Raw genomic sequence first — 21,465 nt, forward strand, 5'->3', positions numbered from 1 at the left:
GCTCCTACATCGGCCCTTTATCTAGTCTCTTATATTCTCATCTGAGTAGGCAGCATTCAGATAGGGTAAAGAGTAAGACAGGATAACCGATATCGGAGATTCTGTTGAATCCCTTCATAGATGACATTGAGGAGAGCTACTCGTTCGACCGGTTTACTTAGATCCGGGTAGAGAATAGCCACTCAGCAAACCGGAAGACGTAGAGAGCGTTCAATTGAACCGACCAGTACAGTTTTTTGTAGCAGGATTCATTCCAATAGTGAATATATGGACGACTTACACGAGGAATGTTTCGAGGCTCACGTCGATTTAGTTGAGAATCAGTGGGAACTTTCGGCTCGTGATTGGTGGCATCGATATGAGGACGATGATCCGGACTACGTAGATAGTGAATCTGATTCTGAGTTCGATAACCAACTAGACAAACTGAACTTCTACGCGTTCTACAGGTGTTATCCAGCACGGGATCAGGAAATCGCAGTTGTCGGTACGAATCCGAAACTCGATCCCGATGGGCCGGGTGATGATGTTTTTGACTTTGCGGAGATGGCCGAGGATTTCGAGAAGATTCAGGAGAAGTCGGTTTCGACGATGAAGGAGTACTTCACGAATTACTCTGATCATCCTCGACACGCTTGGCTAGGCGTCTACAAGAGCGACGAACCGATTGACAAAGGCGGTGTGTTCAGACCATTGGCGACCGATACTGACTATCTTGATGAAGAGGAGTATTTAAACTCCGGTATCTACGATGATAGGATATATAATACGATTTATTATACGAACTTATTCAAGTTCGGAAGTGGGGATTTTGGAGAGTTGCCGGAGTCTGATGCAGCTGCAGAACTTGGGGAAGAGTATCTTAAAATGGAATTAGACCGGGTCGATCCTGAAGTAGTTATAATGATTGGTGAGGGTGTTTCCGGGTTGGTTGATTCCCGTGATTTAGGTGAGATTCACGGCACGCATCAGAAGTATGCTGGATTCGATGTGATACCGCATTATCACCCGTCTATGTACAGTAGTAACGCATCAAAAGAAGATTATCAGAGGTATAGAGAGACTGTTCTGAAGCTTCTAGGCTGACTATTGAAAATAATGTTCTGTCGGGAGTACGTTTTAGACACTCTGTGGACCCCTTCGACCCGGGAACGAACCTGCTCGCGGTTCGGGCCGACGAGAGTGACCTCGCCGTGGCGGCCGTCAGGATCACTCTGACCTGTTCAGGGGGGACTTCCGTCTCGTTCCGCGACGACGGGTTTGGGAGCCGGTTAAGGGATGCTGCCGTCGGGGCATATGAACAACTGTCACTCTCGGTGCTGTCCGTCGGGGGCAGAACGGAGCGGATCAACTTCACCGGAGAGGAACGCGGTGAGTTGGAACCCGCAGACGTACGCGGAAACAGTGTATTTGCCCACCTCCTCCCCAGAGGCGACACAAAGCGGAACAACGCACAGGTGCGACTCGGTCTCCGCACCTCTGGTACGGTTCCGTCGAAGCCAACGGTTCGAACCGATTTCGACGAGAGTGCCGTCGAGTTTCACCAGTGGGTTCCGGAGCGGATACTGATCGAACATGACCGAGTAGTTTCGGCTGTTCAACAGGGCAAGTGAGGCTTCTTCTGCGATGGTGAGTATTCGGCTCCAGGTGTGGAGTCTGGCGGAGGCAATCATGACCAGAAATTGGGACGGTCACAGAGAATCTTGTTCACTGTTGATCTGGTCTTGTGCCTTGGCGTTGTACCTCCGTCCTAGGATCAGTCTTCGGAACGGAGCGTAATCGTCCCCTCTTTCGAGGGATGTGAAAACGACCACGGTGGAGGACTTACCGATGGGAGGTCTTCGACGTCTGCCCCGAATATCGCCCATATCTCCACGGGATCTAAGTCCGAGTACTCGACAGCGACCTGCGCCATCCTGTCTCTGTCTTCCCAGTCGTGGAGGTGGCGGTCTCTAGTCCACATCGAAAGCAGGTCTCCGAGGAGCTCGGGTGAGTCCGTTTCTGCGGAGGAGACCCGAGCCTCCACTTGATTGCTGGCCACAAACTGCCATTCCATATCGGCCTGTACGGCAGGCCCTGTCAAATGAGTCGGTGTTTGAGCACGAATATGGCAACGGTCGTCAGACTCACGAACGTGAGTTGGATGTCCTCTAAGAGCCCACGTCCAGCGGAGTAGAGTACCTCGTAGAAGATACCTGAGAGAACGAAATTGACGGTGATCGGTGCTACCGAGGACATCGGTCGTGATGTGCATTCGGCGAAGTGGGTGGCGAACGACGTGACGAGTACTCTTCGGTCGTCGCCGCCGGAAGGTTCAGCCATAACGGAGCCAGTCCGGTGTCCGGAGTGTGGGTGGACAGGAAGACGATTTGGTGCTGAGTGACGGGGACCACGACTGTTCTGTGTGCGCCGGGGTAATCGAGTTTTTTTGAATAATCTATCTGAACAACGGCTGAGTTCACTTCGACTGTATAACGGTTATACAATACCCGTAAATTACTTATTTTGGTGGTGTGTACTGTCTTCTGTAATGACCCAGAAGACCATCCGCGTGGACGGACCAGTTCATGCCCATCTCGAAGATAAGAAGGCTGAATACGGCGCAGAGACGTTTAACGAAGTGCTGAAACGGGAACTCGGAATCATTCCCGATCCGAGCGAACTCGACAAACTTGCCGCGTACTTCACACCGGAATTGAAGGACGCAGTACAACAGATAGTCGAAGCCATCCGCGACATCGACGACTTACATGAACACGTCGAGGAAACCGAGTACGGTGACGACTACAAACTGGTCTTCACCGACCCTGAAACCGGCATGGATATTGCCTACATCGAATTCGGCGATAATCGGTTCGACTACTATTACCGCAATACCAAGCGGGAATGGGAACAAGCGGCGGCTGGTGACTATCGGAAACGAAACGACGAGCTTCAGTTTGGAGATTCCGGCGCAGGAACATATGACCACATCGAGTTGGGCGACGTGAAAGATACTGTCCGCCAGACCCTCTCAGGTGCTATTCAACGATGGCGGGACTGACCAGGGCACGCCAGACAGACTCGGAGGAGCCGTATCTCTGGGATTGTCGAGAAATCGATATTCCTCACACGGCTGGCCTTGTCCACGAGCAGGGGACAGAAGATGGACTTCCGAACTATGCTGCACAAAAAGATGGCCAGGTACGTGTGACGATCTGCTCGAAGTGCCACCCCCGCATACCCGGTCACATCGTGACTGTAATGCCAGATACCCTTGAGCCCTATTTTCGCATTGAGAACACAGATAAGTTGTTTGACGCCCTCCCGCGTGGGTTTTCGGGATCGGGCGCTTCGCGAAACATTCGAGAGCGAATTATGCGATACTGTGTGAACGGGCCGTACAACCCCTACCAAGGACACGCGGGGAAGACCTTTCGAGCCGCATTAGCGTACCAACTGGACCGCCCCGAGTGGAGACCGACCGAGAGACAACGATGACGACCTACCGTTTCCGTATCAAGTACGAACACGACCCGACCTCGCTGTGGGGGGATATCCTCGTCGGCGCGGACCGCACGCTCAACGAGCTCCAGTCGGTGCTGAACAGCGCGGTTGGACTGAATCAGGACCACCTCTGGTTCTTCGGGACCGACCAGGACTACTGGGACAGCGAGGTACAGTACAAGCGGCCCGGCGAGATCGAACAGTCACCAAGCGGGATGCTTCGGGGTGGTGAAGAGTACGACGCAGGCGAGACGACGGTCGGCCAGATGGCCCACCAGTTGGACCTCGACGAACGCGACCGGATCTGCTACCTGTTCGACTACGGCGATGAGTGGCGCTTCTACGCCATCCTCAAGGAGATCGACGAGGCCGGACCCAGCGACAAGGAACCGGAGGTCGTGAAAGAGAAGGGCGAGCCCGTTGAGCAGTACCCGCCGCCCGACGAAGGCTGGTAGCTCTCTATCTCCGTGCGCGAAGGCTTCTCCGGGTAGATCTGAATCGCGCGCCGGTGCTGTCAGGACCGTCGTCCCACGCTCCGTCACCCCTCGTCAGCCTCGGCGCAGGGAACCGGCAACTCTCGTTCAAACACCCGTTATTCTGAGGACCGCCCCACCGTCGGTCGGTGTGTCGTTATGGATGTTCGGCGTCGGGCCGATTCCCGGACTGCACCCGACAGCACCGTTGATGCTTGTTTACGTCACAATCGATGCGTTCGCGTTCGTTGGACTCACACTCATTTACTTGTCTAGAAGATTTAGATATCGCTGTGGTGCCAATGGTTATCGGTGAGATCAGCGGGTGTGGTTAGCGCCGCAGGTCAAAGAGGAAAATCAAATCGGTTTTCAACTATAGCTCGATCGCCGCTAACGGTACTTCCTATCAAGACGAGTATGACGAAGAGCGCGATCATACCTAGAAGGCCTCCGAAAACGGGTTCAGACAGATGGTAGAGAAGCCAGGCCATAGCGATGTTCGCACTGGCTAATGCGAATGGGTAGATGGTTTGTAGCAAGTACATCGTTCTTGGTCGCGTCTACACACGTATCTGTTAAATATACTGTTTAACTCAAAGGGTCGGTTGTGTTTGAGAGCCAGTCGCAAGAAGATCAGTGAGTACTTGCTTATGAGGCGGATCAGAACTGTTTATCTTAACACCGAATCAGCGGAGTCTAACCGATACGCGTCCTCTCTTCCGTGACTATATTATGCCGCCGCAGGCTCGGAACGGCCGCCGCCGACAGCAGAGACTGAGGCGGATATGGCTTGACACGTACTAACCCGGTCGGACTGGGATCTCACATTCAGGGCATTCTGCGTAGACTTCCTGGGAGTCCCCTTTCTCGTACTTGATGAGAAGCTTACCTGCAGGGATCACGGTGTTACAGGCTGGGCACCGTCCGAGTGTGGAACGATTGGTGGGCATCGGGGGAAATGGAGCGCTGGAGCGTGTCACACTGGATTCCAGGCTCCACTAGCACGTAGTGATGTAGCGGTCAAAAAGGCGAGCCAACCACGGTGGAAGTGGAACCTAGTTTTGAAGATTGTACTAACGGAGTCCAGTGAGATCGTTCAATGAGTAGCAAAAAGAAGTGCTAGATATTGGATATCCGATGGTATGATCGGAGTTTGATTATCACTGAAGCGTCGATTCTACCTTCATATAAAACCTTTTTGCATAGTATGCTCAAAGATCACGTGCCTAACTGGCATACAATGGATCGCTGTCTATTACATCCCCCCTCATAGGTGAGAGTGCAATGGGACTACACGATGTCATCCAAGAGAATCGACCGCTGACGGTTGAACAGGCGGAAGCAACTGACGAAGTGTTCGATCAGGTGGCTCCGGCCAGTGACTACAGAGACCAGGTCGTCTCAGAGTTTCTGGAACTTGACCCGGTTCCGCTGCACGCCCAAACGCGGGACCAGAAGCTCCCGGTCGAAGTAGACCGAGCTCGACGAGCCATCCGGAACGTCGCAGATTCATCGAATCGAACTGAGGCGAACGTTGAGCAGCGAGTAAAGCAGGTGTATGATGGTCCTGGTGAGAAGGACTCTGAGATCGCTCGCTTCGCTGAGGATCTCAAGGAGATCGAGTCTCAGCTGTAGGTCCGGCCGGATAGCTCTAATTCGTTCACAAACTGGATTAGGTATTCGGGGTTTGGCATATCTTGGCTGGTCAGATGTCGATGAATTGCCGGGTCAGAGAATTCTGAAAACCATCGACTAGAAATTCTGGTTCGGTATGCGATGTGCTTCAGACAAGCGCGAGGTACGTCTCGAAGGCTGCGAGGAACGCGGGGTACACGATTGCCATTGTTCCAGCCACCCGTACGGAAGGGACGAACAGATCGCGTCCCATCGGGAAGGAGAAGAACCCATAGGTTGGCGTTTTCACTTCGGGATTGATGTCGGTGGGGAGGTAGTCGGGAACGGTTTTTGCGTGGCTCTGGCCCATGACGGCGACAACTCGGTCGTCGTCTGTGGCGGCCTGCGCAATCTTCTCAGCGATCTTCTTGTCGCGGTTGTCACCAGGTTTCCTTGTTTCGTAGAGCCGCAGTAGCAACACTGGTCCGCCGCCGGCCAACAGAAGGGTACCGGCACCAGCGATCTGGTTTCCAAGGATTCCGAGTAACGCGGAGAGGAACACGAGCCCGTAGAACAGTATGAACGCTGCTCCGGTCACGAGTGTATGTGAGTTCTCGATGAGGGCTGCATCCGTGTCACGAGTGTAGACAACGTCGGCTCCCTGTCCTTTTGCAATATCTACCAGTGTCTGGTGGTCGGTGTACAGGCTCTCGGCGAACAAGTACTCGAAGATCAGTATCGCTACTTCGAACCAAGCATGAAGCCAGCTCACCCCGACTTCGTCCTCGCTACTCCCCTCGATCACGAGCGTGTCAACTCCTTCTGCGAGGAGGTCGCGTTCCTCTTCAAGATCCCCTCGACTGGCGTGGATTTCGCCTTTGATGGTCACGTCACTCATCGTGCTTGTGAGGAGCTAGCAAGCTTGGGTGATTAAGAATTTCGGCGCTTTACCATTCAACACTCTCCATTCGACTCAGAACTAACGTGAGACTGCCTATCTATGAGTCTGAGATCCCCACCGATGGTTTGCTGAAGAGACTTTTCTGAAGAGTCAGTCTTCATCATCACTTTCGTCAAATGGAGGGTCTACACTTCCATACATCCCACTCCTCCGAGAAGTGTCGAGTAGATGTCTCTGGGACTGTACCCATTCTGTAAAGGATGGTTCCCCCTCTACTGGAGGCGTTTTTACACCTGTTAACGGGAGTTCAACGGGATCGACGCTTCCCGGCATGAAATCTATCACAGATGTTGGATCTAAACTCCCGTTAATGATCCTGTCAGCAGTTCTGACTGGGAGATCACTAGACAATCGGTGACTAGTGTAGATATCAAAGTCTTCCATGACGTGTTCTGGTGAGACATCATCGATGTATCGCAGATAGAGTATTGTACCGTACCATAATTCGGCCATCGACTCCAACTCTGACTGGTCAAGGTTTTCGGCCCCGCGAGTCCATCCATTACCGACCATGTTCCAATTCACGAATTGCTCCTCGGTTTTCAACTCGAATCTGATTGCTGCGGATGTCAACTCGGCCATGGACCCATAACAGCTGCCAATGACTTTCTGAATCGGGGATACATCTAAGATGTGAACTCGAAGCCACCGATCAACACGAAGATCAGTTAGCTCATCCCCCTTGTTCAAGGCTTTTGATAGAAACTTGGGAAATGTAGAAATCAGTAGAGACGTGTATACCTTCGAAATCTGCCCAGTACTTCTCATCATCGCTGAGGCTGCTGCAACCCATCCAAGCCGTCGAACCCCGATGGCAGCCTCCTCAAACAGCTCCTGTTCAATTCCGTTACCAAGCAATGATTCGACAGTATCAATCGCGTCCTTCCGTACGCTCTCTTCAGGACCATCAAATCCGAGACCATCAATCAGGTCCGTCTGCCCCTTAACAACATGCTGGAACGGCATGCTGAGATTGTTCTCGGTTGCTTTTGAACCGATGTATTCTGCAGTCTCAGGTACTTCGGTCGCAACAGGTTTCAGGTCCTGTGAAAGCGACTCTTCTACAAGATTCGGTAGCTGGTCTGAGAGTAGATTTTCGAGTGATTGGTCAAGAGGGCTATTTTCCTCGAATAAGTGTCCCTCGGACTCAACGAACAGCTCCTCAAGTCTGTTTTTCAACATTCTCTGGCCAAGTATCGCAGCTGCTCGATCTTTCTCAGAGATAAGTGAACTAATGGTGCTTACAATAGCGAGAAATGGGTCTGGTTTTGTCGGATCATCTGCAGCTACTCTTGCCTCCTTTTCGATTGTGTCGGGTTGTAGTCTCTCTGAAAGGAGGGTGATTACCCCTTCCGGGGTGGTTTTCTCTAAGATAGAGTCTACGAATTGATACAGGGTGAGAAATGCACCTACAGCGAGGAATCCACAGGTGATGACGTAAACTGTCAATATGGGCCCGGAGAAGGTGGTGAAGTACAGGCCGAGAACGCTGGAAGCGATTGATGCTCCGAATACTGTGACCGTTCTCAAATAATCTCTTCCCGAGGTAAAGGTCGCTGCAACTCTTGCAGAATACCTTGATGCAGACAACTGGACACCAAGAACAATTACAGAAAAAACGATGGCAAAAATCGCAGCCTGAAGCGTAGCTAACGTACTAAGGATAGCCTCAGTATTCGACCCGACTGCTGGAAAAAGAGAAACTGCTACAATAGACGAGAGCATGGATAAAGCCCCTAAAAGCCACCATTGTCTTTCAGCCCAGTGGATCCCGTCCATTGGGACTGGGTGTACTCCGACGACACTTACTTCTTCCCTCGTTTTGGCTCTGAACGAGTGACGTAGACAGATGCAACTGCGTGGCTCTAACCATTCGTCTGCATATTAGCCTACGCACAATCGGTGAATAACAGATTGTTCTCGATACTACTGGAGGATTATTTCCACTACTCCGGATTACTACTGTTTGACGACACCGCGAGCGTTGATGAGGTGGGTGAGTCCGTCGTTGAACCGGGTGTTCTGCGTGCTGGCGTCGATGTCGGGATCACAGGCGGCGATGAGTTGGGTGAGTCCTTGGCTGCGTTTGGTGAAGTGCGTAGCGTAGTCGCGTAGCGTGGGGCCGTCGTGCGAGATCGCGTACGGGCGGTCTGATTCGAGTACCTTCTCAGGGATTGCGTCCTTGGCGGCGTGGAATCGCTTGTTCGCCTGGTCGAGGTTCCCTTGTTCGTGCTGTCGAGCTCCGGTTTCGATGAGGTCGGCTGTGTCGAGATACGTTTGAATCGCTGTGTTGAACCGGCGCTGGATCTGTACCTGTGTGTTGAGCTGGGCTGTCACTTGCTCTGTGTCGGGGAGTAGTGAGTCGGCGGAGTTCTCGTTGGCAGCGTGTTCGCCGACACGGCTACTCGCCTCGATACTGGTTTCAATCGCGTCGAGATCGATGATACTCGACAGTGCTTGGTCTGGGTGGTCTCCGTCGTACAGCGCAGGGGTTTCGACCGTTGCGAGGACGCGCTGGGTTGACGCGACGTGTTGGAGCACATCGGTGAGTGATTGGTAGTACGTGAGCACTGTGTCAAGACGAGCCTGCCGTGCTGCGGGGCGTGACTGTGATGGCGGCGCATCGACGCCCGGGAGAATACTGAGTACGGTGGTGACCTGTCGGTGTTTCTCGGCGACCCACACGCCGGACGTGACTGTTCCATCGTGCAGCACGTCGTTGATTGTCTCGATGGTACGCTCAACCATCGGCGTGAGCCCCGACATCATGAGCGGGTCACGAAGGTCTGTGCCATCGAGCTGCTCGGCGAGTCTACTCGCGTGTTCCTCAGCTTCTGTCAGGCGGGAATCTGTGTTTCGTGCTGTAGGCAGTTGGTTTCTGAACAGCCAGCCCCACCCGGTGAACAGCGCTGCGGCTTTCAGGACGTCCCGTCGGTCGAGGTCGTGCCCCTCGATCCATTCTTGGAGGGTTTCCTGGTCGGGGATGTCGTCCATCGCTCGTGTATTGTCAGCAGTACGAGAAGGGTTTAAATTCGTCGCTGAATGAGTGTTGAATATGGACGACGCCGACTCGGATCGGCTTGCAGGTGCGAAACACCGGATTCGTTCAGGGCTTCGGTCGCACGCGGTCGCGTCGCCGGCTGCAAAGCGGTCTGTTCAACTCGCTGATCGACTCGCCGTCGTGCACGAGGAGCTTGACGACACAGAAGTCGCCCCCGTCACGGATGGCCAGCCCCTATCCGAGGCTGTCGAGAGCATCAACACGGACCGACTACACGGCCTCCGGAAAGTAACTGAAGTCATCGAAGACGATCTCGGCGTCAATGTCGGGCACAGCAAATTCGCGCGGATCGCGGGCATGGCTTCGACGTTCACCTCCATGGGATCATTTGCGATTGCCGGGCACAACGTCTTGCTCGCCGCGACCGCACTCGACACAGCACACGAGAAAGCCGGGTCGGTGTCCGCAATCGAGACGCCGCGATTCTTCGATTTCTATCGATCACTCGCGTTTTTCATCGTCGAAGGACTGCTCCTCACCACCCCATTAAAGTTCAAAACTGCGTGGCGGGGGACACGATACCTGAATAATCGAGTGCTCTACCGGTTCAGAAACGTGCATAACGGCCTGTACAAACTACTGTTGAGCGAAGTTCACTACGCGATTCGTGGTGTCGTCCCGGCAGCGTTTCGTGATCCCGAAGCATTCGCCACGTATCTCAGCTCGATGGTCATGCAGACCGTTGAGTTCATTCGAGAATTCGAGGACATTAACGTGCTCAACTTTCTGGACACCGCGGAGTCAATCGCTCGTGAGTTCCAGACATTCATCGAGAACACGTACGACGTGACCACGGGTAATGTGGATATTGCGGTGATCGTAGAGGAGGCCCTCTCCAAATTCACGAACACGCTTGATTCCAGAACCATGTACACCCCGACGCACGGGTTCTAGCGGTCAGAAGGATACCGCCGTCTGAACGTGGTAGTGCCTGAAATCAGCATCAGAGCTGTTCGTTGTACCAGGCGAGTGTTTCGCCGAATTGGAGGCCGTCGGTCGGGGTATCGGTTGTAATGGTGGCGTCGATGTCGGTGAGAATCGGGATGAGTTCGTCGTAGTAGTCGCGGCCGGCGTGGAACACGAGGCGTTCTGCGTCGTCGAGGATGTGTTCCTCTTGGAGTTGCGTGGCGACGTGCTGTGCCCAGTCGCGTTTCCGTGCGACTGGTGCGCCGCTTAACGTGTCGTCGTACGGGTCGATCGGCGGGCCGTCCGGGTCGAGCAGCCCGTGTTTGGCCGAGAGGATGTACCAGTCATCGTGATGAGTTTCAGCGTATTCTCGTGCTTTCCGGAAGAACGCTGACTCGTCGTACAGGTCCCTCGGTGAGGCGGCAGCGTCACGCTTGCTTTTCGTGCAGCTCACGAGACCGATTTCCATGCCGAGACTGTGGGTGCAGGACGGAAATAACTCGGGTGGGTAAGCCAGGCATGGACATCGCTACCCGGATGTTGAATGACTCAGATTGTTCTTCAGTTGGAGGAGTGGTCGTTCTCCCGATCGCAACGGACAGGAGCGATGGGCGTATCTGGTCGTGGCAGTTCACCGAATTGTTTCTTTTCGAACTCTGATGATCGCCACGCGACGACGTTCTCTTTCCGCTGTACGTATTCAACTGCGGATCCTACCTGTTCAGCGATCTCTTCGTACGAGTTTCCTTCAGCACACAGCAGTGCGAGTACGGTGAAATCTTGCCTATCAAGATTTGCTTTCTCTAAGTCTCGTTCGATACGGCGAACGAGGAAGTCCTCACACGACCGAAGGAACTCCATCGTGGTTTCGTATATCCGGATCTCTCTATCAGTGGCTTCTTCTTCATTAGCTGGGAGTTCATCGAAGTCCATCCCGTGAGAGATATCGCGGTGGCCTGAACTCCCGATATTGATCTCCCACTGAAGTTGCTCAAGTGTCACGAGGTCGGATTCGGCTATCGGTTGGATACTGTGTTTATGCTGCTCTTCCCAATGCTGTATTGCTTCTCGTAGGGCGTCTGCACGCTTTTCGGAGAGGTATTCTGCGGGCCCGTTCTCCACGATGATTCGTGCTGCGGTCTTCCCAGTTGTGTCTAACACTCCGCTGACTGCCTCGTCAATCTGTTCTAACTGGGAATTCATCCAGTCCAGTTGGCGTGTCCCTTCGACTGAGATTCGTTTTCGCGGATCGTGAACGAGTGTATCCCGAAGGGATTTGACTGCCCGTACCTTTGACAGGAGCGTTTCTGAAAAGACTCCATTTTCTTCCAAGATTCCCAGTCTCTGCCCCTGCGTGAGATTGTTAATCCGATTCTTGTTCACCCCAAGTCGGTGCTCTTCACGATAGATTTCTCGGAATACGGCTTCCGAGGTGAGTTCCTCGATCAGAGCCGTCGCCAATAGCAGATGGGCGAGGAATTCCCGTTGGACCCGGGGAGTGACACCGCCTTCGTCATCAAGGTTCTTTACGAGGTCATCACGTGTTCTGACGTACTGGACAAGAGTACCGTCAGCTTTCCCGAGTGTCTGGTTCTTTCGCTCGACAAACGCTAGCAAAAGTACAGATTGCGCAGTGAAATCAGACTCCTCTGCAAGTTCGGCGAGGTTAGATCGATGGTCTTCCGGGAGGTGCCGACTAAGGTACGCGTCTTGGTCGTACGCGTCCGGAAGATTATCTGGGAGGGTATCTGCGATTTCTTCGAATGCGTCGTTTGAACGTAACTCGTTGATCGAGTCGCGGACGTCTTCGGGGTCCTGTTCGCTGAGTGGTTCGACTAAGTACGTGTCGCCGTCGATTTCCAGGACAGTATCGATGCGTGAGGATACGTCAAACTCTGCTGGCTGACCTACGTCAACGTGGTAGCGAGTGAGAACGAAATCTCGGTCATACTCACCGAGGAATGCAACATCGTCGCACTTCGGGCACGGCATTAAGAATCGTACTGCGGCCGCTACCCGCGATATTCCCGACGAACAGTCTCCAGATCGAGGTCCTCCCGATCTGCGACGTATTCGAGATATTGTTCCGTGGTCTCGAATCGTTCGACTTGACTCATCGTTGGGTTACCTCTCACTTGTTCTATTCTCGTGGACCGATTTAGTAGTTCGGGTCCAGTATTAGGCGATTTGTATTGTTCCAAATCTCCTAGACTGAGTGTTTCCGCCCTAGACTGGTACAGAGAGGGCGAACTGCGATTCGAGAACTGCCTGCCCGACGATAGATTGTTAGATCCATAGGCTCATACGCAGGTACGATGGTGCCTTCCAGTGGTGAGTCCTCAGACGAGCTGGCGACCGCGGTCGGTCGCTACGTGCTCGGTGATCTCTCACTGGGACGTGCCGCTGAAGCCGCTGGAATGTCCCGCGGGGAGTTCGAGAAAGTGCTGGAGAACGCCGGCTTCACGGCTCTCTACGGGCCGCGGACCGACGACCAGTTCCAGCGGGAGATCGATGTTGCACTCGACCTCGACGAATAGATGCCGGATGGGTACCCGCAGCCTGTTTTCTCGACGAGACCGTCAGCAGTAATTTTGCCAATACGCTTGAGGGAACCTTGTGTGTGAACAATTATCAGTAAGGGGTGGAATGAGGCAGTATGGATCGGGAGTCGCCGGAGGGTACGGCGGATGATGATGAGCAAACCGTGGAGGGGATGATGTCGCATTTGGAGGACGCGAAACAGTTGCAGGAGGCGAAGTCTCGCGGCGAGGATCTCGCTACGTCGGCGATTCAACGAGCGATTTCGCAGCGGCTGGATCCTGCAGTGCTCGGGAGTAATCATGAGCAGCGGCTCGTCGAACTGGAAGAAAATGAGGCAGTAACGCATCGAGCAGGCAAAGCGTGGAAATCCGCAAAGGTTGGTGTCGAAATCCACGGCCGATTACCGATTTACTATCGAATCGACGGGGAAATCACGCATACCGGAATCATCTCAAAGATAGCGATTGACCCGGAAGAAGGAACGAAAGAAGCCGAGGAGTTCGTTGAACACATTACTGATGCTGACACGTATGCGGATTACAACGACCGCTTAGATACGACCACGTACATTGTTACCGGCGGAAAGCGACTAGCGAACCCGTTCCCGCAGTCAGAGTTGCAGAAGCTGGTTAGCGGGGAAAATATTGATCAGGGGTATTCGTACCAGCCGGCGTACGTTCGGCAGCGCGACGGGGATTTCCCGGACTTTCCATAGTGACAGCGCCTGAACCGTCTCGTCACTCGAATCCCTAAATGACCGCCACCTCCTGCCAATAGGTGTGGGAGGCAACGGAACTCCTCGACGAGATTTACTTGATCTCCATGTTCATGTACCCGCCTTTCACGACGGTTTCGAACCGATCGTTGTCCACAACGGCGTTGAGCTCTGCTTCGGTCTCAATGATTTTCTCGGCGACGATGGACGTGTTCTGCGGCCAGTCTGTGGTTCCGGCCTCGGGGACGGCGACGAGGCGGATTACGTAGGGGATGTCGCCGTCGCGGACGAAGGCTTTGGCGCGGCGGTATTCGTTTGTGGTGAGTCGGAAGCGGAACGGTGGGGTGGTGCCGTTGACGGCTTTGATTTCGACGGGGGTGAACTGGAGGCCACGGTCGTTGTGCTCGTCGGTTCGGGTGAGTGGGCCGCGCGGGTCGATGATGTCGAACCCGGGGCCGCGTTCCATCGTGACGTTGATTAGTTGAATCAGGGGAAGCTGTGTGAATGCGGTGCCGTCGGCGACGTGGTCGCACCACGCCGTGATTTCGCTGCTACGGTCACGACTCAGGTTCTGCAGAAGGGGTAAGAGATCGCCTGTCCAGACGCTTTCGACGTGCCAGTTGTACGCAGCGTCCTGCTGCTCATCGTGCAGGCTCCTGAATGCGGAGCGGAGTTGGAAGAGGTCCCCGGCGGCGTGGTTGTCGAGCCAGGTGGCGACGCGGTCGAGGACCGTGGCCATGACGTAGGCTTCTGCTTGCTGTCCGCGGCCTCTGAACTGACTGCTGCCGCCACCACCTTGCCCGCTGCTTGCCGACACGGTAATGTCTTGGTTTGACTGTTGGATGGCTGCCGTGGTGGAGAAGTCCATAGTGTCGTCGTGGTCGCGGATGGAGGTGGCGATGGCGTCGAAGGCTTGTGCTTGATGGTCTTTTGCGCCGGTGTCCGTGTCGGGTTCAGGGATTGTGCCGTCGTCGATGTACTGAGTGAGGAGTGATTGCCAGTCGAACTCGACGGCGGGGAGCTCGCCCGTAATGTCGTGGCAGAACGCGGTAGCGAGGGTATCGACGCGGTCGTTGATGGTGATGTAGACGACCCTCGGTGCGCAATCTACGGCTGTTGCGTACTCCTTTGGGATCGTGTCGGTCCAGGCGGGCAGGGTCGTGGTGTGGAGTTCTCGCAGCCGAGTGACCCACGTGTCGAGATCGGTGAGTTCGCTCGTGTCTGTTTGCTCCCAGAGTTCGGTGACGGTTCGGAATCGACTGTACGCTTGTCTGGCTGCGGTGTCAAACGGTGGGCGGTCGAGTGCATCGCGGTGACTGGCTAACCAGTCGATGACGACGCGTTCCATGTCGGCGTCGAGCGCTTCGGCTTCGAGGGTTCGAACCCAGTGCGTGGTCGTTTCGTCGAACAAGCCAGGCACGACGAAATCGAGGGCTGCAGGGAGCGTGTCCCACAGGTTGGTGACCGGGCCGGCGATGTTCGCAGTATCGACGGCGGCCGCGTTCTCGTCGGTGAGCGTGTCAGGTCGTTCGCCGGCGGCGATCCAGTCGCGGACGGCGACGATGTGCTCAGTGTCGGCGTCTTCTAACGCGTCCAGTATCGCATCTGCATCGACGCGAGGCGTGTCGAGTGCGTCAAGAAGGTCGTTGAATGCGGTGAGGTCGCGTTCGAGTGCGTGGAGGGCGTTGGATCCGAGGACGCGTTTGACGGTGTCGATTGGGAACGTTCGTTTCGCCCACCGTGTTTCGAGGTCCGGCACGGCGACGTCGGCCGTGAGGGCTTCGCGGAACGTGGCGACTTTCGTGGGGCGTTCAAACAGTAACGCCAGCCCCATTGCTAACCCGTCGAGTGACAGGGTGTCGCCGGCTTCGCTGGCGTTCAGCAGGAGTGCTTCGTCGCCGTCGGGCGTCGCGTACAACGCGGATGTCGGGTCTGAGAGGTGCCGCGTGGCGTCGTCGGGGAATGATGCGGCGACGGCGAGGTTGGCGGTTGCAGTTCCAAGCTCGTCCGCCGTGTCGATGATGTCGGCTTCGTTCCCACGGTCCGTGGACGCGACGAGTAAGTCGCGCCGTGCGTCGAGTTCGCGTTGGAACGTCGAAACGGCGTCACGGTACGACTCCGTGACGAGTGAGATGTCGTCCGTGTCGAGGTCGAACACGAGTTTCGACGCCTGCAGTTGTTGGACGCCAAGCACAGCCGCGAGCCGGGTAAATGAGCCGCTGGCGGTTCGCGGGAGGATGTAGTACCCGTTGTCTTCGACGGCTTGGGTTTCCCACGGCTTGGGGGACTGGTCCTGGTAGTACCGGATTTCGTCGGTGTGGTCGCGGATCCACTCGATGGATGCTGTCACCCACTGGTCGCCGTCTCGCAGCGGAAGGTGCGTGAGCGACCCCCAGTTCGGGTCGCTGTCTGCAGCAGCCGGGTCTTCGGGGAGGTGGTTGAGGACGGGTTGGAGGAGCTGCGTGTAAGCTTGGTTCCAGTCGTCGATACGGTCACCAGGAACCCACAGTTGCGTCGGCTCCCCTGCTGGAAGCTCACCGTCGGCGAGAACGGCTTGGAGTTGCTGGAGCCGGTCGGTTGCGCCAGTCACGCCGAGGGTTTCGACGCTGCGCACGCCGAGTGTGGCGAGTACGTCGTCGGCGATTCCGCTGGCGTCGTCGATGTGCGGGAACATCCGTGCGGCTTGCGGGCCGCGGCGTGACTCTAAGTGCACGGCGTAGCTGAGTCGGGAAGCGTGGTCGCCCCACGCGTCGGCGAGTTCGTCTTGGACGGTGACGATCGGGTCCCAAATGTCGAGTTCGCGGAGCTGCCAGTTCAGCAGGCTCGGCACTGACTGGTCCCATGCGCGTCGCTTGTGCCCGTTGTTACACGACCAGCCGGTGCGGAGCAGCGTCGCGTCGAGTGCGTCGCCGTGCCGGCGAAGCAACTCTCGCACTGCGTCGCCATGCTCAGCGAGTGCCTGGTCGTCCGTGACCCACACCCAGGAGGCGACGTTCACGTGGTCGAACTCCCCGGAGAGTTTCACGTCGCATTTCCGCGAGTGATCGGCGCTTGTCTGCGGGTGGTGATCCGGGCTGGTCAGCAGCGACAGGTACCCCGGCGTGTTTGCAAGCACTGTTTGGAGCGACGTCACCGTGGCCGGGATGTCGCCGGCGAAATCATCAGTCGTCCACTCTGTCGGGTTCCAGTCGTGGCTACGCCGCATCGACGGGTGCTCGTCGCCGTACAGCCAGAGCACTTCGACGCCCGGCAGAACACCCGTGCCGAGTAGAGAGAGTGTCCGGACGAAATCCAGGTCGGTGACGTCCCAGTTGATCTGCTCGCGGAACACGTCCCACGTGGCGGCGTCCGGAGCCGGCCACGTCGGCGCAGGGGAGTCGCTCGTCGTGATGCTGTCCCAGTCTTCGGTCGGGTCGTCCTCGGCGTCAGTAGAAGTGCCGCGTTCGCGGATGCGCTGCCAGTCGTCGCCGAGGACAGTACCGGTGATTGGTCGTGGCTGCTCGTTGTGGAGGTGCAGGTCACACGTTCGCAGTTGGACGCGACGCCGGAGATTCCCCCGCTGGTCGCCTTCTTGCTGCGTGATGGCTGTTTGAAGGTAGTCGAGCGGGAAGAACGATCCTTCGCCGGTCTGCAGGTCGGTTGATTCTGCGCCGACTCGGTCGATGATCCCGGCGAGGAACGCGAAATCGATGGGTTCCACGACGTCGGCTCGTCCGTCAGCGAACGTGTCGAGTAACGACCGGACGAAACTCGGGATGCCCTCGTAGGCGCGTAACCCCCAGACTCGGCCGGCGGTACTCAACACGTGGTGCACGTCGGCGATTTCCTGCACTCGCTCGTCAAGGAAGTACACCGTCATGTTCGAGGACTGCGGCGGGGTCGGTGGGCGTTCGACGTCGCGGGTCTCGGATTCGATATCCCAAATCACCGACCGGACGCGCTGCTGGTTCTGCTGCCCGCCGCTCGGTGCTTGCCGTTGTTCTAACGTGACGAGTGCGAGTTCGTCATCCGGGTCGGCGTCGCCGAGCCGGCTGGGGAGGAGGTACACGCCGTCGAACTGCCCGGCGAGCTCCTGTAACGTGCTGGAGAGTGACTCGTCGCCCTTGGTTGCGGCTGTCAGTAACGCGACCGTGCCGTCCAGCAATGACCGAGCCGCACCGGCTGGCACGCGAACCGCCGGTGACTCTCCCGGGGTCTTCGATAACGATGCAGCGAGGTACTCGACCCATCCTGTCAGCACTGTCTTCGATGTCGCCTGCTCGTCGTCGGCGTGCAGAACTGCTTTGACTCGCTGTTCCCAGTCGGGTGGCATCGACGCTAACGCTCGCAACGCGCTGGCAGCCGGCAGCGCATGGGCCCCGCCATTGTCTAGCGGGCGGTCGAGGGCGTCGAGAATCTCGGTGAACGCGAGGTAGCCGTCGATGACGCTGCGGTCCCAGTGGAGGATCGTGTCACTCGGTTGCTTCGCTTCTGTGCGTGTCGGGATACACGGCGTGTCGGCTAACCGTTCAACGACTGCTTGTTGGAACCACGTGATCAACTCATCCGCAGTCGGATCCGTAATCGCTTCGTCGCGTTGGCGCGGCGGCAGTAACGCCCACGGAAGCTGATCGCTATACTGCGACTCCTCCGGATTTTGGGCGTCTCTGGCGACTTCTTCACCGATCAGTTCGATCAGGTCAAGGCCTTCTTCGAGGACGTCGTGGTTGGTGGCGGCGTTGTTTGAACTCAGGTCTTTTCGGTTCGTATCGACTCTGAACCGGCCGTGGAAGCAGAACGGGAGGTGCGCCTGGTCGGTTCCTTCGATCGGGTAGAACAGATACAGCGGGTAGGACGTGACAGGCGGTGTTCCACTCTCGCCGGCCTTGTTCACGAGAATTGCAGTGTGGTGATCCCGCGGGTCAGCGAACCGGAACTGGTCGAACTCATGGATAGATTCGCTGTCCCATGAGTGCACGCGAACCTGCACGTCGGCGTGGGCGAGATCCGGAACCGTAGTGGGTGATTCGGAATCGTACGTGATCTCCCATCGCTCCTCCCGCGTGGGTTCCTGAGCAGTCGTCGCGCGTTCTAACTGGAGTTCGGCGATGCCGCCGAGTTGCACGATGGTCTCGGGTTGCAGTCCGCCGTCGCTTTCGCCCGCGGCAAGGTACTCCCAGATTCGTTCAGGGCGGTCGTCGATTGACCCGTCGTCCTCATCCGGAAGCGGGATGCCGAGTGCCGATAACTGTGCCCGCCAGTCCGAATCCTCGTACCGGATGAACACTGCCGTCCGGAACGGGTCCTGCTCAGGATCTGCGGGGGTTTCCGTCAGTAGTTCTCTGACACGTCGTTGAATCGGGTCGGCAGCATCGCTGGGCGTCGAAAGCGGGACAGGGAAGTTGAACAGTGGCAGCTTCGAAATCGAATCCCGGAGATCATCCTCCAAGGGAATCGGATTCCCGGCAGGATCCTCAGTCAACAGGTGTTCTAACTTCTCGTCATCGAGGTCATCGATACTGCTTCGGCCGCCCGTCTCTTGCCCGAGCCGGTTGAGAATCGCACTGACGAGGTACGATCGACTGAGCCGAACACCGAGGATGTCGTCGGTCGTGTCGTCAGGCCGGGTGAAAATCTCGAATGAATCACCCGTGGCGAGGATCGACTTGAGCCCGACGCCTTTGTGGCCGATTGATTGCCCGTCGTCGTCGCCTTTCCCGGTCTCACCGATCATCGTCACTGCGTCCTCAACCTGTGTGTCGAACAGGTCGAACCGGCTACCGGTATTGGCGACTAAGACACCTTCATCGTACACGCCGATGTGGACGCGCCCCTGATCTGCGTCGCCATCCCATATCGCGTCACGAGCGTTCTGGAGTAACTCCAGGATTTCCCGGCCTTCGTGTCCGCCGGCGATTTTCCGCTCGGCGTTGCCGATGATGACTTTATCTCGAAGCACGTTCTGCGCGTCTTCGACAGTCTCCGCATCCTCAATGAGGTGAAGAAAACTTTCCCATCTATTTCGCCACCGTTGCTGTAACGCAGACTCAGTTAAGGTCGCCACGAGAGGTCTCTATCAGTATGATAAGCAAACGACCCTCAATGTTTCCCTGCCAGTGCTTGATCTGTCTTACTACTACGTTTGAAGCGAGACCAAAGTTTCACAGGATGCAGTGTCAATCAGTGCCGACGGAGTTGGCGTGTAGAACCCAAGTGTAAGCACTACAATATGCTTTTACCTCGGCACCTCTTCAAGTGCTAGTTATGGAAGTTATTCGGGAGGAAACCTATCGATCGACTCCTGAGCTGTGGCCTGCAGCAGATAAGGTTGACTCGTTAGTTGACGAGTCGGACGTAGTCAGCATCCAATTACAGGAGCGAGAGCACTACGAGGATCGACTTGTCGTTCAAATCAATAACGGAGAGGGTGAGAGTACCAACCGGTTTGAATTTGATATTGCCTCAGGAGAGTACCGAGTTTGTCGATACGAGGGCTCGGACCTCCCGCTCATTATCCTCCATTATGTGGCTGCATTCGGGTATTACGTTGAGGGAACCCCGAGTGGGCCTTGGGGGCAGTATGAGTACTTGGTTGACGCAGCGGGTGAATTAGAAGAGCTGGCGGGCAAGTCTGACAGCCCACTTGTGGACTATTTTTCTCGGGCTGTATCTACTCAGCTGCAAAGTATCGTGGTTGAGGTGGCAACCCATACGTACCTGAGTAACCAAGAATTTGGAATTGGTGACCTAGTTGAACAGACAGACATGTCGAGTGAATCTGAGGTAGAGAACGTGTGTGGGGTTAAACAGCTGAAAAAATTACCATTCTCTGAAAACACAGCTATCCCTGAGCAACTCGAAGAACTCGACCTTGGTCCAGAAGTGTCAGGATATGATGACTTCGGGGTTGAAGGCGTAAATGTTCGAACCTTCTGCGATCGAGATAGTGACACGATTGCTGTGATCGTCTCGTTCCCGAAGGGAGTGAAGTATTTCAAATTCAACGGCCAGCCCGGGGCAGATTGTTCTATTGAATACATGGATCGACGCGAATTACCCGGGTTATTCCTCGAAGACCACTTGCAAAACGAGTTGGACGTTACTATCAGTACCACCCCGCGATTGAGTCCGTCAGACTCCGCTGTTGATGCATTGAACACCAGTAGGAAGCTGTTGAAGTCGATCGCCGAGACAGACGGTTTGCGAACGAATCCGAATAACACCTCCTTGGAGGTTGCCCAACTAATTACAGAGATGGGGGAACTTTATCTGCACCTTGAGCAGATCGCACCTGACGATGAATTTTTACAGCGAATCGACGATGTGTGTGAAGAGCAAACAGATACGATGGGAGTAACCGATCTTTCGAAAGCCCCGGTCGATAAGTTCCATACTATCATCTATTTCCTCGGACTAGCATCACAGCGATTAGACGACGAGGTGCGGGAACATGCTGCCACGTATCTCGAAGACAAGGGGCTCAATGATGTCGATGCGGAGAAATTGAATCTCGAAGATTACGTCTCCTCGAATATTCAAGACCTTTCAAACACGTTATAGCTGCTCTATCCGTACTCGGTCAGAATGAGTTCAAGGAGGGCTGTTCTCCGATCACCGCCATCATGTTTCACGGTTGGGTAGAATCTTCGAGCAGAGAGTACGATCCTGAATACTGAAACAGAGGCTGATCGGATCTGCTATTTGAGTCACTGACTCCATATTCATACGA

At 55.6% G+C, this 21,465-nt stretch carries 17 protein-coding genes; 9 read left to right on the top strand and 8 right to left on the bottom strand.

Annotation, left to right across the window (positions count from 1 at the left end):
• The first annotated feature begins 267 nt into the window (after positions 1–267).
• On the top strand, positions 268–1,086 hold the full coding sequence (locus tag B4589_RS04540; RefSeq protein ID WP_079233155.1) for a uracil-DNA glycosylase family protein: 819 nt from the start codon (positions 268–270) through the stop codon (positions 1,084–1,086).
• Positions 1,087–1,130: 44 nt separating this feature from the next.
• Complete coding sequence (locus B4589_RS04545; RefSeq protein ID WP_079233156.1) at positions 1,131–1,613, top strand: hypothetical protein; 483 nt, start codon at positions 1,131–1,133, stop codon at positions 1,611–1,613.
• Positions 1,614–1,756: 143 nt separating this feature from the next.
• Here B4589_RS04545 and B4589_RS04550 read toward each other — a convergent pair whose 3' ends face one another.
• Both B4589_RS04550 and B4589_RS04555 read right to left on the bottom strand, forming a co-directional pair.
• Positions 1,757–2,056: a hypothetical protein gene (locus B4589_RS04550; protein WP_079233157.1), complete on the bottom strand. Its 300-nt coding sequence runs from the start codon at positions 2,054–2,056 to the stop codon at positions 1,757–1,759.
• A 23-nt stretch (positions 2,057–2,079) separates the two neighbouring features.
• Positions 2,080–2,322 carry a hypothetical protein gene (locus B4589_RS04555; protein ID WP_143414265.1) on the bottom strand — a complete coding sequence of 81 codons (243 nt, stop codon included), beginning with the start codon at positions 2,320–2,322 and terminating at the stop codon, positions 2,080–2,082.
• A gap of 208 nt (positions 2,323–2,530) precedes the next feature.
• On the opposite strand from B4589_RS04555, the gene B4589_RS04560 reads away from it, so the two are divergent.
• The 3 genes from B4589_RS04560 (at position 2,531) to B4589_RS04570 (ending at position 5,594) form a co-directional block, all read left to right on the top strand.
• Positions 2,531–3,043 (top strand): hypothetical protein, encoded by a 513-nt coding sequence (locus B4589_RS04560; protein ID WP_079233158.1) that lies wholly within the window; start codon positions 2,531–2,533, stop codon positions 3,041–3,043.
• 433 nt (positions 3,044–3,476) lie between these two features.
• Positions 3,477–3,941: a hypothetical protein gene (locus B4589_RS04565; protein WP_079235169.1), complete on the top strand. Its 465-nt coding sequence runs from the start codon at positions 3,477–3,479 to the stop codon at positions 3,939–3,941.
• A gap of 1,302 nt (positions 3,942–5,243) precedes the next feature.
• The gene (locus B4589_RS04570; protein ID WP_079233159.1) at positions 5,244–5,594 is read left to right on the top strand and encodes a hypothetical protein; all 351 of its coding nucleotides are present in this window, start codon (positions 5,244–5,246) and stop codon (positions 5,592–5,594) included.
• A 148-nt stretch (positions 5,595–5,742) separates the two neighbouring features.
• On the opposite strand, the gene B4589_RS04575 is transcribed toward B4589_RS04570, so the two are convergent.
• The 3 genes from B4589_RS04575 to B4589_RS04585 all read right to left on the bottom strand — a co-directional run bounded on the left by B4589_RS04575 (position 5,743) and on the right by B4589_RS04585 (position 9,528).
• Entirely contained in the window at positions 5,743–6,471 is a 729-nt protein-coding gene (locus tag B4589_RS04575; RefSeq protein WP_079233160.1) for a hypothetical protein, read from the bottom strand.
• Between the two features lie 153 nt (positions 6,472–6,624).
• Positions 6,625–8,313, bottom strand: coding sequence for a DUF2254 family protein (locus tag B4589_RS04580; RefSeq protein ID WP_143414266.1), 1,689 nt, complete (start codon positions 8,311–8,313; stop codon positions 6,625–6,627).
• 180 nt (positions 8,314–8,493) lie between these two features.
• Positions 8,494–9,528: a hypothetical protein gene (locus tag B4589_RS04585; RefSeq protein ID WP_079233161.1), complete on the bottom strand. Its 1,035-nt coding sequence runs from the start codon at positions 9,526–9,528 to the stop codon at positions 8,494–8,496.
• A gap of 61 nt (positions 9,529–9,589) precedes the next feature.
• Between B4589_RS04585 and B4589_RS04590 the strand changes: the two genes are divergently transcribed.
• A complete protein-coding gene (locus B4589_RS04590; RefSeq protein WP_079233162.1) occupies positions 9,590–10,489 on the top strand; it encodes a hypothetical protein in 900 nt (299 codons plus the stop codon).
• A 49-nt stretch (positions 10,490–10,538) separates the two neighbouring features.
• Here B4589_RS04590 and B4589_RS04595 read toward each other — a convergent pair whose 3' ends face one another.
• Both B4589_RS04595 and B4589_RS04600 read right to left on the bottom strand, forming a co-directional pair.
• On the bottom strand, positions 10,539–10,970 hold the full coding sequence (locus tag B4589_RS04595) for a DUF6884 domain-containing protein (protein WP_079233163.1): 432 nt from the start codon (positions 10,968–10,970) through the stop codon (positions 10,539–10,541).
• 92 nt (positions 10,971–11,062) lie between these two features.
• On the bottom strand, positions 11,063–12,493 hold the full coding sequence (locus tag B4589_RS04600; protein WP_143414267.1) for a hypothetical protein: 1,431 nt from the start codon (positions 12,491–12,493) through the stop codon (positions 11,063–11,065).
• Between the two features lie 323 nt (positions 12,494–12,816).
• Between B4589_RS04600 and B4589_RS04605 the strand changes: the two genes are divergently transcribed.
• Both B4589_RS04605 and B4589_RS04610 read left to right on the top strand, forming a co-directional pair.
• Complete coding sequence (locus B4589_RS04605) at positions 12,817–13,038, top strand: UPF0175 family protein (RefSeq protein WP_079233164.1); 222 nt, start codon at positions 12,817–12,819, stop codon at positions 13,036–13,038.
• Positions 13,039–13,157: 119 nt separating this feature from the next.
• Positions 13,158–13,757 carry a hypothetical protein gene (locus B4589_RS04610; protein WP_079233165.1) on the top strand — a complete coding sequence of 200 codons (600 nt, stop codon included), beginning with the start codon at positions 13,158–13,160 and terminating at the stop codon, positions 13,755–13,757.
• Between the two features lie 94 nt (positions 13,758–13,851).
• Here the strand turns inward: B4589_RS04610 and B4589_RS04615 are convergent, their stop codons facing one another.
• Positions 13,852–19,695, bottom strand: coding sequence for a sacsin N-terminal ATP-binding-like domain-containing protein (locus tag B4589_RS04615; RefSeq protein WP_143414268.1), 5,844 nt, complete (start codon positions 19,693–19,695; stop codon positions 13,852–13,854).
• 305 nt (positions 19,696–20,000) lie between these two features.
• On the opposite strand from B4589_RS04615, the gene B4589_RS04620 reads away from it, so the two are divergent.
• Positions 20,001–21,296 (top strand): hypothetical protein, encoded by a 1,296-nt coding sequence (locus tag B4589_RS04620; RefSeq protein WP_079233166.1) that lies wholly within the window; start codon positions 20,001–20,003, stop codon positions 21,294–21,296.
• Positions 21,297–21,465: the final 169 nt, after the last annotated feature.

This window comes from Halolamina sp. CBA1230, from assembly GCF_002025255.2.
Lineage (GTDB): Archaea > Halobacteriota > Halobacteria > Halobacteriales > Haloferacaceae > Halolamina.

Excerpts from the sequence above, each read along its gene's own strand:
- B4589_RS04540 (WP_079233155.1), top strand. The coding sequence starts at position 268 with ATGGACGACTTACACGAGGAATGTTTCGAGGCTCACGTCGATTTAGTT.
- B4589_RS04550 (WP_079233157.1), bottom strand. The coding sequence starts at position 2,056 with ATGGAATGGCAGTTTGTGGCCAGCAATCAAGTGGAGGCTCGGGTCTCC.
- B4589_RS04555 (WP_143414265.1), bottom strand. The coding sequence starts at position 2,322 with ATGGCTGAACCTTCCGGCGGCGACGACCGAAGAGTACTCGTCACGTCG.
- B4589_RS04560 (WP_079233158.1), top strand. The coding sequence starts at position 2,531 with ATGACCCAGAAGACCATCCGCGTGGACGGACCAGTTCATGCCCATCTC.
- B4589_RS04565 (WP_079235169.1), top strand. The coding sequence starts at position 3,477 with ATGACGACCTACCGTTTCCGTATCAAGTACGAACACGACCCGACCTCG.
- B4589_RS04570 (WP_079233159.1), top strand. The coding sequence starts at position 5,244 with ATGGGACTACACGATGTCATCCAAGAGAATCGACCGCTGACGGTTGAA.
- B4589_RS04575 (WP_079233160.1), bottom strand. The coding sequence starts at position 6,471 with ATGAGTGACGTGACCATCAAAGGCGAAATCCACGCCAGTCGAGGGGAT.
- B4589_RS04580 (WP_143414266.1), bottom strand. The coding sequence starts at position 8,313 with ATGGACGGGATCCACTGGGCTGAAAGACAATGGTGGCTTTTAGGGGCT.
- B4589_RS04585 (WP_079233161.1), bottom strand. The coding sequence starts at position 9,528 with ATGGACGACATCCCCGACCAGGAAACCCTCCAAGAATGGATCGAGGGG.
- B4589_RS04590 (WP_079233162.1), top strand. The coding sequence starts at position 9,590 with ATGGACGACGCCGACTCGGATCGGCTTGCAGGTGCGAAACACCGGATT.
- B4589_RS04595 (WP_079233163.1), bottom strand. The coding sequence starts at position 10,970 with ATGGAAATCGGTCTCGTGAGCTGCACGAAAAGCAAGCGTGACGCTGCC.
- B4589_RS04600 (WP_143414267.1), bottom strand. The coding sequence starts at position 12,493 with ATGCCGTGCCCGAAGTGCGACGATGTTGCATTCCTCGGTGAGTATGAC.
- B4589_RS04605 (WP_079233164.1), top strand. The coding sequence starts at position 12,817 with ATGGTGCCTTCCAGTGGTGAGTCCTCAGACGAGCTGGCGACCGCGGTC.
- B4589_RS04610 (WP_079233165.1), top strand. The coding sequence starts at position 13,158 with ATGGATCGGGAGTCGCCGGAGGGTACGGCGGATGATGATGAGCAAACC.
- B4589_RS04620 (WP_079233166.1), top strand. The coding sequence starts at position 20,001 with ATGGAAGTTATTCGGGAGGAAACCTATCGATCGACTCCTGAGCTGTGG.